Origin of the sequence: Mucilaginibacter sp. KACC 22773, assembly GCF_028736215.1 — a bacterium.
GTDB lineage: Bacteria > Bacteroidota > Bacteroidia > Sphingobacteriales > Sphingobacteriaceae > Mucilaginibacter.
The window spans coordinates 4,557,700-4,571,869 of sequence record NZ_CP117883.1 but is presented as its reverse complement, the minus strand read 5'-3'; the positions used below and the strand labels follow the sequence as shown (position 1 = coordinate 4,571,869).

Sequence of the window (14,170 nt, the reverse complement as noted above, 5' to 3'; positions counted from 1 at the left end):
GATAGAGTCTGAAGGTATGGTACGATCCTGTTTACAGTGATTTGTCCGATGGGTAGCCTGTTTTTCCTTATACTCCTTCGGGCACAGCTTATTTAAAACAAGCTTGATATGGAAAAAATGCGTACACATGCAGCCGGTATAGATATTGGCTCCCGTCATGTTTTCGTTGGCCTGGAAAGCGGCCCTGTCCGTAGCTTTGAAACCTTTACCGGCGATCTGGTAGCACTTAGTAAATATTTACTGGAGAACCGGGTAACTACAGTGGCGATGGAAGCTACAGGTGTTTACTGGTATGTACTTCATGATATCCTGTCAGATGCAGGGTTAGATGTGTGGCTGGTCGACGGCCGCCAAACCAAACAGTTGCCTGGAAGAAAGACAGATGTGAAAGACTGCCAGTGGATCCAGCAGTTACATAGTTATGGTTTACTGAACCGTTGCTACGTTTCTGAGGGGCTGCTCAAGGAGCTACGTAGTTACCAGCGATTACGTGAAGACCACCTCCGGAGTGCCTCGATGCATATTCAGCATATGCAAAAGGCCCTGATCGAAATGAATATCCGTTTACCGGAAGTATTAAGTCAGATACATGGGGCCAGTGGAAAAGCCCTTATAACAGCAATCCTTTCCGGTGAAAGAGACCGTTATAAGCTGCTTGCTCTCTGCCACAAAAAAATCAAAGATAAAAAGAGCGAAGAAGTATTAAAGGCTTTGGAGGGCCATTACACGCCACATGGGCTTTTTGCCCTGGAGCAGGCTTATAAGGCATATCTTTTTTATCAAGGCCAGATCTTGGAGTGTGACCGGAAAATAGATAGCACCTTGCAACAGATTAATAAAGACAAACAACTACCGCCCGGTACAAATACCGGAAATAGAAAACCGATCAGGCACAATAAGCCCCAGGTTAAAGACCTTGGCGGGCATTTGCTGAAAATATTTGGTGGCCGGGATGCCACCAGGCTTCCCGGCTTTACAGATTATAACTGGTTACAGTTATATACAGAAATTGGAGCCGATTTAAGCCAGTGGTCGACGGAAAAACGGTTTGCCAATTGGCTTGGGGTATCTCCCGGTCAGAACCGTTCGGGCAAGAAAAACAAAAGTAAAAGCAAAGGAAAACCTACCGCCGGCCAGATATTCAAGGAAATGGCGTGCGGCTTGCTAAACAGCAAATACATTGGATGGGGAGCATTCGCCAGACGGTTAAGAGGAAGAAAAGGTCCGGCGATAGCCATCAAAGCAACTGCCAGAAAATTGGCTATTCAATATTGGCGTTTAATGGTTAAAGGGAGCGATTTTGTAGAAAAAGGCATAGAGGCATATGATAACATGCTTAAAGAGCAGAAGCAAAGGTATTTACAAAAGCTCGCTATCGAATTTAATGTGGACTTAGTACCTATATAATTCGATATGTCATGGGTAGGAACGAAGCATCTATTCGCCAACTTTTCTATCGGTCATTCATAGCTGATAGATCCTTCGTTCCTCAGGATAACAGGGAAATTGGATATGTCATAAGTAAAACTAATGCATGTGATTGCCGCTCTAAATCAATACCGTTTTCATACCAACAGGTTCTGTCACAAACCATCTGTTAATAAACCCGCGGATCAAATCAAGCAGCCCCTGTTTTTTTACCGGCTCAATAGCTGCTTTTTCAACAGGCAGTGCATGATCGTCAGGTGCATCGCCTTCCTGCATTTCTACCAGGATACTTTCTCGGATGGCGGGGTCGCGGTTTACAATATCGTCAAGTTCGGTAAGTTCATTAAAGGTAGCTGTACCATTCTTTTGTCGTTTAATTAAAATGTCGAAACGGTCTTGCAAAAATGTACGCCGTTCCAATTGTTTGTGGTGCTTCATGGTACTTTCACTTTATTAATCTACATGGAGCAAATCAAATGCCATGCTTTTATTTATCTGTATATCAATAATTTATGTTGATTTCGGCGTTTAATATTCGTTTCGTTTTGATACATCAGATGTACGCTTTCGGGCAGTATGATCTGCCCTGAATAGGTATACAGATTTGTGAGTAAATCCTGTGAATACTATACAAGTACATATCCACGTGTGATTGTAGGGGCAAAATTCCCCGAAACTATCGAAGGCGGAATGATGTATATCCCTGGCGGCGAAGACTTACCCCGGAAAAAGGTCTTTTAAAATTACTATTGAATAAATAGTTAATTGTCAAATTTTTAACTATAAAAACCCTCTTTCCTGGCGCTTTCGTCGTTGAAGGCATTTTTGTACCCACAGGGACCTGCGGGTACAAAAATGTCTTGAAGTTCCGCTTGTTTTTTACCGGTCTGAACCGGGGAATTGTTTGATCTCTATATTCCTGAAATCAACCGGCTGGCCCTCACTTTGCAGGGCAATAAAGCCGCTGCTTAATAATTTTCCATCTTGTTTGTACTTTGGATCGTAGCCATTGGCTACGCCGCCTCCAATGGACGGTTTTGAATATTGTAACACAGTATCGCCGTTGATGATATGTGTAACTAATTTGTTGCCGTCAACTATTAGCTCGCCTTTTACCCATTGGTCGCCATCATAAGTTTTTGAGGTAGAACTGATGCAATGGTCGGGCCAAACCCTCCCTTTGTAAACCACATCGGTACCTGGCGAGCACATATTGCCTGTCGGTCTCGGTTTTCCGTCGCCAAGGCCGCCTAATAACTGCATTTCTATTGATATTGGCCAATCCTGGTCTTTTAGCATGGTCCTGGGGTCCTGCGAATGAAACATAACGCCGCTGTTAAGCAGGGTATAGTCGGGTGCGCCTTTTTGCTGTTTACCAACAAAACGGTACTCAAACCGCAGGCGAAAGTGCGAAAACGGGGTTTTGTAATACAGGTGGCCAAATTGATTGTCAAAATCGCCATATTGATCATACCTGATTTTGATTATGCCATCTTCTACCCTGAATGTATTGCCATAGTTTTCGCCAACCAGGTGATGATTGATCTTCACAAACCAATCCTTAATGTCGGTCCCGTTAAACAGCTTTTTCCAGCCTTTATCGTCGTTACCGGCGTCGGCCAGTTTTTTTGCCCCGGTACAGCCAAGTACCAGGAAGCAGGAAAATATTAAAAAATAGTGTGTTTTTTTCATGGCAGGTACGTGTTGTGGTTTGTTAACAGGTTGTTGTAAGGATACCAAAATAGTATTAAATTTAATAGCTATTTGTCGCCGGTTATGTTTTGGTTTGCCTAAAGATAGTATAAAAGGTTTTAATATTTTGGTTCTCCAGGGCATCTGTTGAAATATCCCGAGCTTGGCTGTTAAAAAGTAAACGCCCGGGTATTATTAAACCGTGGTAAAGAGTTCGTTTTTTTTGTCGATTTTTGACAGCGCTCAACATTGCAGACCATGAAAACTTTCCAATTTAAAATCCAGCTCGCTGGCACCGAAAACCCTGTAGTTTGGCGGCGGCTGCTGGTACCCGAAGACATTAGTTTTGATGAATTTCATATGGCGATACAGGCTGTATTTGGCTGGGATAGCAGTCATTTGTACCAGTTTTCGGCAAAAGGATGGGGTTCGAAGCCTTACTACCAGCTGCTTGACAATTACAGCGTTGGCGGCGATGAGCGCGACAGTGAAGATTACTTGATTGGTGAGGTGTTTAAGCGGGCCGGGCAAAAGTATACCTACATTTACGATTTCGGCGACGATTGGAAACACGAGATTTTGTTAGAAAAAACTACCGGAGAACAAGTGTTTGCACCGCATTGCATCGGCGGCGAGGGTGCCTGCCCTCCTGAAGACTGCGGCGGGGTTCACGGCTACTATCGCATGGTAGATATTGTAAACAACCCCAGCCACCAGGAACATAAAGAAATGCGCGGATGGATGGGCATCCCTAAAGGTGGCAAGTGGGATGTAAACGCCTTTGACCTTGAAGCGGCCAATAAGCGTTGCGCCCGCCTGGTAGGCGATGATGACGACGAAGAATAATTTGGGGTGTCGAAATTATAATTGATCCTAACACTTAAGCTATTGTTATTTAGATAGTTAATGGTGTTCGCCTCCGAACACCCTTGCATTTCCGTAAAAAACCGAACACTCTGGTTGCTTGTTAACCATACAGCGGTTACCTTTGCGGCATTATGCTGCAACGTGTAATAGCCTATTTATTGATCTTTTCGCTGGTATCGGTTAATTTTTCGCGCTTTTTTGTATACGCAGGATTTGAACTGAACAGGAATTACATTGCCACCAAGCTTTGCGAAAACCGGGCCAGGCCCTGGATGCATTGCGATGGCAAATGTTACTTCATGAAAAAGATAAAACAGGCTGAGGATAAGCAGGCCAGCGACGAAAGGCAGTCGCAAAAAAGCCTCTTCCAGGAGGTGTTTGTTATCAGTAGTACTGATGTTAAATTCCATTCCAGCCTGTTGCAAGTAATTGATACCCCGTATGATGACTGCCTGCCACCCACCCCGGCCGCAGTGATCTTCCAGCCCCCGCAGTTAGGATAAATTCCACCCGATTTTTCCCGGATGTTTTTTTGATTGATATGGCTTTGCTGCATGCTTTTGCGCAGGATAACTATGTCATTGCGAGGCACGAAGCAATCGCGAACTATGCAGTGCGCTTTGCGTCCGTGCAATTGCCTCCTGTGACTAAAGGATACTAATGCCATCACTAAGTCTTCATCCGGATACAATTTATTTATCCATCCGGAGGTAACTCCCCATACTTAATACATGAAAAAATTTTTCATTATATCTATACTGTTTTTAATACTCAAAACCCTGGCTTACAGCCAGGCTAAAATACAGGTCATGGTAATCGATGCCAATACCCACGAGGCCATTCCCGGCGCTATCATTGCCAACGCCGGCGGCGAAAAGCTGGGTTTAACCGATGCCAAGGGGCGATATAATATTGCAGGCTCAGGCATCAGTCAAATTAAGGTAACAATGGTAGGCTATAGTACACTCGTAGTTAGCGTTACCGGTGGTAAGGCAGATGTCGCTTTGGTACCTTCCACTTTAGATCTTCAGCCGGTAGTTGTAACCGCCAGCCGGGAAGGCCAGGCCAGGCAGGATGCGCCTATCGCCATCAGTAAAATAAACTCTACCCAGATAAAAGATACCAAAGCAACAGCCCTGTACCAGTTACTCAACAAAGTAGCCGGCGTTTACATGGTTGATCTGGGAAACGAGCAGCATACTATGGCTATACGCCAGCCTATTACTTATAATGCCCTTTACTTGTATATGGAGGATGGTTTGCCGATACGTCCAACGGGGATTTTTAACCATAACTCGCTGTATGAAATCAACATGTCGGGCGTTAAAGATATCGAGGTAATTAAAGGCCCGGCATCGTCGCTTTACGGCAGTAACTCCATTGGCGGTGCTGTAAACTTCATCACCCAGGGGCCACCCTCGGGCTATGCAGGCAACGTTTCTATCCGTGGCGATAACTATCACTACCGTAGGGTTGATGCGGATGGCGGCTTTAGCAAAGGCAAATTTGGCCTATACATAGGCGGCTACATCGGTCATCAAAAAGATAGCTGGCAAGATTATTCTGATTTTGATAAGTACTCGGCCAACTTTAAAACTACTTATGATTTTAACGCCGGTACACGGTTAACAACTTCTGCTGCTTATAATTACCTGAATACCCAGACGCCGGGAAGTTTGGATAGTGCCCACTTTTACAACAGAAGCTATGGCGCAAATCAGCGTTTTACCTATCGTAAGGTGGAGTCGTTCAGGGCCAGCACCAGGCTGGATCATCAGTGGAATGAAAAGAATGCGACGTTTGTTACTTTATTCTTTCGCCATAACTCAAACGCGCAGCTGCCAAGCTATTTTATATCCGACGTGAGGGATAATGCAGGTAACTACCTGAGTAGTAACGGGCAGGTGAATGATCAGCGTTTTCAAAGCTATGGATTGCTGGCGCAGCACAGGGTTAACTTTGATTTTCTGCATTCCAGGCTGATAGGAGGGGTTTACGTAGATGATAGCCCAAGTTCGTACTGTGCTCAATACCTTGATATTGATAAGGATGTACAGAATAACTACTACACCGGCTTTACAAACACAGGTAAATACATCGATGATTATCGTATCAAACTGTTTAACACAGCTGCTTACATGCAATATGAAATAAAGCCCACCGAGGCGCTGCGCATAGTGGCCGGTTTGCGGTACGATAGGGTGCATTACGCTTTTACCAATGGCCTGCCTGCCGGCAGCACAAAATACAAACAGCAGGAAACCAGTAACTTTAACATTGTGGCTCCTAAACTGGGCCTGACATACGATTTAGGCCGTAACAAAGGTTTTTACGCCAATTACAGTGTAGGCTTCCAGCCCCCAGAGACCGGCGACTTGTATAGTTCAAGGCAGCTAACTCCCTTGAAGCAAGCCACTTTTGATAACTACGAAGTAGGCGGATGGTTTTCGGCCTTTAACAAAATGCTGTACTTTGAAATGAGTTTGTTTGACCTGGAAGGCCGTAATGAAATCATCAGCCAGCTTTTGCCAGATAACACTACGCAGAATCAGAATGCGGGTGCTACCCGCCATCGTGGCATTGAGTACTCTCTAACACTGGCACCTGTTAAAGAGCTAACCTTCAGGTTTAGCGGCACCAATGCCAGGCATACGTATGTGCATTATAACGAGGTAGTTGCAAACTATAGCACTGGCGGTAACACTGTGATTAAATACGATGGCAATCGCATGAGTAACGCCCCGGCCTGGATTGCCAATTCCGAACTTACCTACAAGCCCGCCTATCTGCAAGGCTTCAGGATAGGGGGTGAGTGGCAGCACATTAACCAGTACTATACCAACCCGGCAAATACCAAAACTTATAGCGGTTATAATATTTGTAACCTGCGTTTAGGTTACGATGTTAAAAGCAGTGTGCTAAAAGGGGCGGGCATCTGGTTTAATGTATTAAATTTAACCAATAAACTGTACGCCACCACGGTAACCAGCAACCGGTATGGCGATACCTATAATGCCGCGGCGCCGCGTACTTATACCCTGGGTATCAGTTATTCATTTTCAAAATATTGACCCATGGCATCATCAGCAGTAAAAAGTAACTTTTATAAATGGCACAGGGTGCTGGGTTTAACCTCCCTTATCCCGGTTATCTTCTGGACGTTGAGCGGGTTATCGCATCCATTCATGTCCAACTGGTTCAGACCGACGATTGCGCGGGAGGTGTTTAAACCGATGCCACAAAGCAAAATGAAGCCGGTAATTACCATTCAGCAGGTAATGGACCGCAATCATATCGCCGCATTGCGCAATTTCAGTCTCATTAACTTTAAAAAAGGCACCTTTTACCAGGTGCTTGGCCTGGATAGTGTGTGCAATTACTATTCGGCAACCGATGGTGTATTATTATCGCATGGCGATACCGACTATGCCGAATACCTGGCCCGCTATTTTGTGCAGGATAGCATATCGGCCATTCAAATTAGCCTTCAGCGTAGTTTTGATAGCGAGTATCAACCTATTAACCATTTGTTACCTGTATTCAAAGTGTCTTTCGACAGGCCCGATGGTATGGACGTTTATGTAGAGACCGGGCAAAGCCGCATGGGTACATTTAATAACAACACGCGCAAGGCGTTTTTATCCTTGTTTGAGGAGTTTCATACCTGGCAGTTTTTGGCCCGGTGGGGTGGCGATACTTTCCGTAACGTGGTATTGCTCGTTATCATGAGTATCATGCTGTTTGCACTTATCAGCGGGTTAACGGTTTATGGGTTGATGTGGAAGAAGTTTAAAACCATCGCTCAAAAACGAAAAACCAGGGGAGATGACGACAAACGATTCCTGCACCGGTTTCACAGGCAGATAGGGCTTATCGTATCCTTTGTGATGTTCACCTTCGTGATTAGCGGTGCGTTTCACCTGGCCGTAAAGCTTCACAACAGTGGGCCGGTTAAGCCTGATTACGGGCAGGTGATTAAACGCGGACAATTGGGCATATCCAACTTAACACTACCCCTCGCCGATAGCCTTATCCGCAAGGTGGAGGTGGTTAGCTTCGGCGGCAATGCTTATTACCAGGTGACCGATGACCAAAAGGAGATAGTCTATTTTAACACTATAACCGGTAAGGAACAGCTTAATGCCGATGAGGATTATGCCCGGTTCCTGAGTACCTACTATCAGCCCCGGTTAGAAGCCGGGAAGTATTACGGTCGGGTTACGGTGCACCAGGTGAAGCAATTTGATAACGAATATGGTTTTATCAATAAACGCCTGCCCGTTGAGCGGGTGAGCTATCCTAATGGCGATAACTGGTACATCGAAACCTCCACATCTAAACTAGCCACCAAAGTAACGGGCGTAGATAGGGCAGAGGGACTTTCCTTTATCTTTCTGCATAAATACTTCGGGATGACCTGGGCCGGCAAAAATATCCGCGATATCGTGAGTATGCTTGCCGCTTTAGGGGTGCTGGTGGTATCTTTATTTGGCTTTGCTTCATTTATAAACAATAAATAACCATGAAAAGATTAATCATCATATTGGCACTGTCCGCATTTGGTTTAAGCAGCATTACGTCGTGCAGCAGCCCGGATACTAAAACCGTAGTAAAAACGAAGAGTAAATATACCTGCACCATGCACCCCGATTTAGCTTTTGATAAACCCGGCACCTGCTCCAAATGCGGGATGGAATTGGTGGAGCGGGATACAACGGCGGGGAAGTAAGTTTATCTTTTTGTATAATAAGATACTGTCATGCTGAGGTACGAAGCATCTACTCTAAGCCAAGCGTAACACCAGAAATGTTCGCGAATAGATGCTTCGTACCTCAGCATGACAGTCTTTTACTTTTTTGTCATTCCCATTCATAGTTTGGCGAAATTTTACAACTCAGCAAGACAAGTTTATTTTAAAGGAGGGTAGGCCTGTCCTCCTGAGCCTGTCGAAGGACGCGTGGAGAGGCCTTTGCCCGCAATGCTTCCGCGGAGCTCAGCATGACAGCGCTGTTTGTTGCATCGAATATTGATCCTCCCTCCAACGCAAAAAAGCCATCCTTTTCCGGGATGGCTTTTTATTTAAGGTTTGGTGCTGTTTTGCTGTTTTCAATAATGCCGTGCTGTTACGTATACTTAACAACAGCGGCATTTTAATTATTAAAACACAGCAACAGCATTCAAACAATTAAGCTTGTTTGGCAAACTGAACGTTAATTAACAGTTTGATGTCTTCGCCTACTACAATTGAGCCGGCTTCGGTAACGCCATCCCAGGTAAGGCCAAAATCTTTACGGTTAATTTTACCGCTGATTTCGAAACCTGCTTTGGTGTTACCATAAAAATCAGCAGCCGAACCGCCAAATTCTACATCTAACGATACTGGTTTGGTTACGTCTTTGATGGTTAAATCGCCTTTTAAAGCATATTCATCATCACCGGTTTTGGTAAATGAAGTTGATTTGAAGCTGATTTTTGGATAGGTTGCCGCATCAAAAAACTCAGCCGATTTCAAGTGCTCGTCGCGTTGAGTTTGGTTGGTATCGATGCTGTCGATATCTAACGTAAAGTCTATCTCGGCATTTTCAAAATCGTCGTTATCTGTGATTAACTCACCGGCAAAGCTTTTGAAAAAACCGCTCACGGTTGATATAACTAAATGTTTTACTTTAAATTGTACTTCTGAATGCATTGGGTCGATAACCCATTTTGTTGCTGTTTGTGTTGACATGATATTTGTTTTTTTTGTTGATACAAAGATAATACAAAATTAGATGTTTAAACATCTATTATTACTAATTTACAATTCTCAGACATTGAATGACAATTTGCCGACGTTGAATTACCAGTTTAACCATACAATTGCGCCATTGTTTAAATTAAAATCTACTTTTATATAATATAACACCAGCTTCATACCAATTTAACCGTCCAATGAGAAAGCTCTTTATCGTTTCATTCTTTATCATATTTGCCGCCCTTGCCGGGTGGACTATCGTCTGGAAACCCGCGGCCTGGTCGTTTGTGATTATGGTGCCTGTTTATGCCGTTGGTTTTTACGACCTGGTGCAAAAGAAGCACAGCATCGTGCGTAATTTTCCGGTGTTTGGCCACCTTCGGTTTTTAATGGAGGATTTGCGCCCCAAAATATACCAGTACTTTGTAGAAAGTGATACCAACGGTACCCCGTTCAACCGTCAAAACCGCAGTGTAGTTTACCAGCGCGCCAAAATGGTTGATGATACCCGCCCCTTTGGTACCGAGCTTGACGTTTACGAAAATGGCTACGAATGGCTTAACCACAGCATCGGGGCTATTGATCACCATACACTGGATATGGCCCCGCGCGTAAAAGTTGGCGGGCCCGATTGTAAGCAGCCTTATATGGCCAGTGTATTCAACATATCAGCCATGAGTTTTGGTTCGTTGAGCGAGAACGCTATACTGGCCCTTAACGGTGGCGCAAAACTGGATAACTTTGCCCATAACACCGGCGAAGGCGGCCTGAGCGATCACCACCTGCAGCCCGGCGGCGATATTATCTGGCAAATAGGTACCGGCTATTTCAGTTGTCGCCATAAGGATGGTACTATTGATTACGATGCCTTTGCCCAGCGCGCCGTGCTTCCGCAGGTAAAAATGATCGAGATCAAACTTTCGCAAGGCGCAAAGCCGGGTCACGGCGGTATTTTACCGGCAGCCAAGGTAACGCCCGAGATTGCCCGGATCCGTTTGGTAGAGATGGGGCAGGATGTAGTATCGCCGCCATATCATACCGCTTTTAGCGATCCTATTGGTTTAACCACTTTTATCAAAAAACTGCGCGACCTGTCCGGCGGCAAGCCCATCGGTTTTAAACTGTGCGTGGGCCATAAAAGCGAATTTCTGGCTATTTGCAAGGCCATGGTTAAAACCGGCATCTACCCCGATTTTATTACCGTTGATGGGGGAGAGGGTGGCACCGGTGCCGCCCCGCTGGAGTTTTCCAATTCGGTAGGTATGCCCCTGCGCGAGGCTTTGGCCTTTGTATATGATGCCCTTACCGGGTTCGATATTAAAAAACATATTAAGCTCATCGCATCGGGCAAGGTAGCTACCGGTTTCGACCTGGTGAAAAACTTTGCCATCGGCGCCGATATGTGTAACAGCGCCCGCGGCATGATGTTCGCCCTGGGATGCATCCAGGCGCTGGAGTGTAACATGAATACCTGCCCAACCGGCGTAGCTACCCAGGATAAAAGCCTGATGCGCGGCCTGGTAGTCGATGATAAAAAGGTACGGGTAGCCAACTTCCACAAGGCAACGGTAGGCAGCGCTATCCAGATGATAGGTGCCGCCGGCCTCACCAAACCCTGCGATCTGCATCGTATGTTCATCTACCGCCGCATCAACCACAGTCAGATACAAACTTATGCCGAACTGTTCCCCTATATCCCCAAAGGCAGCCTGCTGAACACCCCATATCCCGCCAGTTTTGAACTGGACATGGCCCTGAGCAGTGAAAATACTTTTTTACCGGATTATAGCGTGGTAACCAATATTGATTATAGTAATGTGAGTTCTTATACAGTATCAAGTAATTAATATCAGGAACAAAAAATAAGTCACGGAGAAATATGTCTCTCCTCCCTGTCATAGGCAGGTACGAAGCATCTAATCACGGGGCGCTATGTGTGGCTATTGGAGCTAATAAACACTCAACTTAACCGCCTACTCAAATATAATAAATAAAATAACGAGGTGCAAATGCAGTGCGGTATTTGCATTTGTATTTAGCTATAGGTTTGTATATAAAAAAGGGACGTGTTGAAAATAAATCTATTGATAATCAGGTTTTTATATAAAAACACTCTCCCTTCAAATGCACCTGCCGCACCCTTGCCAGCCCCTTGTCAACCCTCGCCGGCACCTTCCGGCACCCTGTTAAGCACCTGCCAAACGTGGTTTATTTTTTTCAATAAATCAACAAATTTAAAACTGGATTTTTGTTTTGGAACAATAGCCCTAAAATATTCATTAAGTCTTTTTTGGGGAGGTGATTTTTACTGACAAGGAACGCTGTTTTGGGAAAAAAACGGCGACCGGCCCGGGTAAAGGAGTCGATAGTTATGGGGGGAGGGCAATCAAATGCATTTTGTTGCATGGGTTGCTTTTTGTTGAAAAAACGATTTAGCAATTTGTGTCCCTTGTTTGCGAAATTCAACGCGCACCACTTTGAAATTAACGGTAAACAGGGAGCACCTACGGAGCCAATTTGCGGGTGGGTGCAAATGCTATAAACACGCGACTCTGCTATAGTCGGTGGGTGCTAAATCGTTCTGAAAAAGTTTCGGGGTTTAGAACAATCCTGCTATGCATTTACAGATTTTTATAATTCCGGCGGAGTACCGTGTTTGTGGTAAAAAAAGCAATAGTTTTTGGGCTCCCGTAGGTGCCTCCTGTTTTAAAGTGAATTTTCTGGCTTAAACCCCAATCACCTAAATTCAATTATTATATTTATTACCCCCATATTTGCATTAAATGGAGAAGTTAAGAAATTTTTACGCCCTGTTTTGGATCCTGGGTTTAACCCTGCTGATTTACGCTTTCTTTAGGATCAAACAGGAGATTTTCCGGCATAGAAAACCAGCTACAGAAATAAAAAAGCCCATCTCCTGACCATCATTGGAGGTATCCACAATCACCTCTCACAACCATCATTGGGATGAACGAAGCAATTCCCTCCCATGGGAGGGGCGCGATAGAAATGAGCGCAAAGGCAGGGAGGGGTTTAATGAACTATTTACTTTTTCGGGGAACGATTTAGCTGAGCGAAAACTATGTCATTGCGAGGCACGAAGCAATCGCTGAACTATGCCCGATGTTTTGTGGGTTGCGAAATTACCTTGTAGAAGCTACAACATCGGCCCGCTCATGGCCGCGGGAGGGCCTATCCCTTTTTGTCTTGAAACAAAAAGGACCAAAAGACCGAGCGTAGCGAGATAATGAGCACCTATAAAAAACAAACGACAGCGAATAATTCAAGTCAGCAGAAATGCTTTGCGCGCAAGGCCTCTGCCCTGCAAAACGGCCAAAACCTGGGCTGGAATTATTTTGCCCCGGTGCGCTTTATCCCCCGCACTTGCAAAAACTTCCTATGCCCTGCCACCGCACTACCCGCCATCGTTTTGGCCGTTTTCGCCCGAAGCTGTTCTGCTGACACTTCGGGAAGATGAGAGCTTCTTATTATCAATAACCCGCAGCTGAAATTCTGCTAATTCTTTAATTCTGCAAACGGCGTAGCCCTCTTGAACACCTTTGAAAAAACATTTACATGTGAAAAACTCTGGTTCAGACAAAAGAGCTTTTCCAAAGTCACAAGTCAGCCCTGCTCAATCCATTTCACAAGACTTGCGCTAAGGGGGGCAGATCCGGCATAATTCATTTTATTTTAAGGACAGGCCGCGAATTCGTGTGAATTTGATCTGCGCAATGCAGTCTGATTCGACACGCAATTAACCACGTGGATAATGGTACATTTTATTATAAGATACGGCGCAAGGCATTAGTCTGCCAGAAATCCATTTGGAATAAGATTTTAATCAGAATGGATTTATTCCACTTAATATCTTTTTTATTCCCGACTCGATATACTTAGATAAATTAATGTCTAATTCACGGATCCAGAAACCTTCGCTCGCCGGCTGTTTATACAACACCGCTTGATAGGTCATGGGATCTTGTCCCTGATCGAGATACACGAACACGAACTGGTCGGACCCACCGTACACGTCAATAACATAAAAAGGACGTTCTATACTAAATGTACGACCGAACACAGTAAGGTTTCTCCTGGCATACTGTTGTAACTCTTCCTGGGTATCATTTAAACCATAATCCAATACATAACAATAGTTGCCTGCAAGAGAGAGTAGTTCCCGGAGAGCAGCCGGAAAGGTATGCCCGTTGTTATATTTAGCTTCTAAACTGAGAATTTCCGCTTCAGTTATTGGCCCTAATGTTTTAACAAAACCAGACCCTTGATTTGTAACGGAACGATTGTTATTTAATAGTGTTAAATATTTGATATCCATAATCGATTTTTTGTCGATTTACAATCTTGTTATATCCTTGATGCTATTAACATCCGGATGAGCAATAAATTTAATATTCAAAAATTTTCCGTCTAATTTACAACATTTCCAAA

General features: G+C 44.6%; 11 protein-coding genes. 7 read left to right on the top strand and 4 right to left on the bottom strand.

The features are described 5' to 3' along the window. Positions 1–108: 108 nt before the first annotated feature. Positions 109–1,407 carry an IS110 family RNA-guided transposase gene (locus PQ469_RS18580; protein WP_274209026.1) on the top strand — a complete coding sequence of 433 codons (1,299 nt, stop codon included), beginning with the start codon at positions 109–111 and terminating at the stop codon, positions 1,405–1,407. A 141-nt stretch (positions 1,408–1,548) separates the two neighbouring features. Here PQ469_RS18580 and PQ469_RS18575 read toward each other — a convergent pair whose 3' ends face one another. Together PQ469_RS18575 and PQ469_RS18570 are read right to left on the bottom strand one after the other, a co-directional pair. Then, positions 1,549–1,866 carry a hypothetical protein gene (locus PQ469_RS18575; RefSeq protein ID WP_090644867.1) on the bottom strand — a complete coding sequence of 106 codons (318 nt, stop codon included), beginning with the start codon at positions 1,864–1,866 and terminating at the stop codon, positions 1,549–1,551. Between the two features lie 441 nt (positions 1,867–2,307). Further along, positions 2,308–3,120, bottom strand: a complete 813-nt coding sequence (locus PQ469_RS18570) for a 3-keto-disaccharide hydrolase (RefSeq protein WP_274209025.1) — start codon at positions 3,118–3,120, stop codon at positions 2,308–2,310. A 258-nt stretch (positions 3,121–3,378) separates the two neighbouring features. Between PQ469_RS18570 and PQ469_RS18565 the strand changes: the two genes are divergently transcribed. From PQ469_RS18565 to PQ469_RS18545, 5 genes are all read left to right on the top strand, one after another. Next, positions 3,379–3,966, top strand: coding sequence for a plasmid pRiA4b ORF-3 family protein (locus tag PQ469_RS18565; protein ID WP_274209024.1), 588 nt, complete (start codon positions 3,379–3,381; stop codon positions 3,964–3,966). Positions 3,967–4,118: 152 nt separating this feature from the next. Continuing rightward, positions 4,119–4,490: a hypothetical protein gene (locus PQ469_RS18560; RefSeq protein WP_274209023.1), complete on the top strand. Its 372-nt coding sequence runs from the start codon at positions 4,119–4,121 to the stop codon at positions 4,488–4,490. A gap of 228 nt (positions 4,491–4,718) precedes the next feature. After that, on the top strand, positions 4,719–7,058 hold the full coding sequence (locus PQ469_RS18555) for a TonB-dependent receptor (RefSeq protein WP_274209022.1): 2,340 nt from the start codon (positions 4,719–4,721) through the stop codon (positions 7,056–7,058). A 3-nt stretch (positions 7,059–7,061) separates the two neighbouring features. Beyond that, entirely contained in the window at positions 7,062–8,507 is a 1,446-nt protein-coding gene (locus PQ469_RS18550; RefSeq protein ID WP_274209021.1) for a PepSY-associated TM helix domain-containing protein, read from the top strand. A gap of 2 nt (positions 8,508–8,509) precedes the next feature. Beyond that, positions 8,510–8,716: a heavy metal-binding domain-containing protein gene (locus PQ469_RS18545; RefSeq protein WP_274209020.1), complete on the top strand. Its 207-nt coding sequence runs from the start codon at positions 8,510–8,512 to the stop codon at positions 8,714–8,716. 456 nt (positions 8,717–9,172) lie between these two features. On the opposite strand, the gene PQ469_RS18540 is transcribed toward PQ469_RS18545, so the two are convergent. Further along, the gene (locus PQ469_RS18540) at positions 9,173–9,715 is read right to left on the bottom strand and encodes a YceI family protein (RefSeq protein WP_090645299.1); all 543 of its coding nucleotides are present in this window, start codon (positions 9,713–9,715) and stop codon (positions 9,173–9,175) included. A gap of 203 nt (positions 9,716–9,918) precedes the next feature. Between PQ469_RS18540 and PQ469_RS18535 the strand changes: the two genes are divergently transcribed. Further along, complete coding sequence (locus tag PQ469_RS18535; protein ID WP_274209019.1) at positions 9,919–11,568, top strand: FMN-binding glutamate synthase family protein; 1,650 nt, start codon at positions 9,919–9,921, stop codon at positions 11,566–11,568. Between the two features lie 1,997 nt (positions 11,569–13,565). Here PQ469_RS18535 and PQ469_RS18530 read toward each other — a convergent pair. Continuing rightward, positions 13,566–14,057, bottom strand: a complete 492-nt coding sequence (locus PQ469_RS18530) for an SMI1/KNR4 family protein (RefSeq protein WP_274209017.1) — start codon at positions 14,055–14,057, stop codon at positions 13,566–13,568. Positions 14,058–14,170 lie beyond the last annotated feature (113 nt).

Excerpts from the sequence above, each read along its gene's own strand:
- PQ469_RS18530 (WP_274209017.1), bottom strand. The coding sequence starts at position 14,057 with ATGGATATCAAATATTTAACACTATTAAATAACAATCGTTCCGTTACA.
- PQ469_RS18570 (WP_274209025.1), bottom strand. The coding sequence starts at position 3,120 with ATGAAAAAAACACACTATTTTTTAATATTTTCCTGCTTCCTGGTACTT.
- PQ469_RS18555 (WP_274209022.1), top strand. The coding sequence starts at position 4,719 with ATGAAAAAATTTTTCATTATATCTATACTGTTTTTAATACTCAAAACC.
- PQ469_RS18575 (WP_090644867.1), bottom strand. The coding sequence starts at position 1,866 with ATGAAGCACCACAAACAATTGGAACGGCGTACATTTTTGCAAGACCGT.
- PQ469_RS18560 (WP_274209023.1), top strand. The coding sequence starts at position 4,119 with ATGCTGCAACGTGTAATAGCCTATTTATTGATCTTTTCGCTGGTATCG.
- PQ469_RS18545 (WP_274209020.1), top strand. The coding sequence starts at position 8,510 with ATGAAAAGATTAATCATCATATTGGCACTGTCCGCATTTGGTTTAAGC.
- PQ469_RS18565 (WP_274209024.1), top strand. The coding sequence starts at position 3,379 with ATGAAAACTTTCCAATTTAAAATCCAGCTCGCTGGCACCGAAAACCCT.
- PQ469_RS18550 (WP_274209021.1), top strand. The coding sequence starts at position 7,062 with ATGGCATCATCAGCAGTAAAAAGTAACTTTTATAAATGGCACAGGGTG.
- PQ469_RS18580 (WP_274209026.1), top strand. The coding sequence starts at position 109 with ATGGAAAAAATGCGTACACATGCAGCCGGTATAGATATTGGCTCCCGT.
- PQ469_RS18535 (WP_274209019.1), top strand. The coding sequence starts at position 9,919 with ATGAGAAAGCTCTTTATCGTTTCATTCTTTATCATATTTGCCGCCCTT.
- PQ469_RS18540 (WP_090645299.1), bottom strand. The coding sequence starts at position 9,715 with ATGTCAACACAAACAGCAACAAAATGGGTTATCGACCCAATGCATTCA.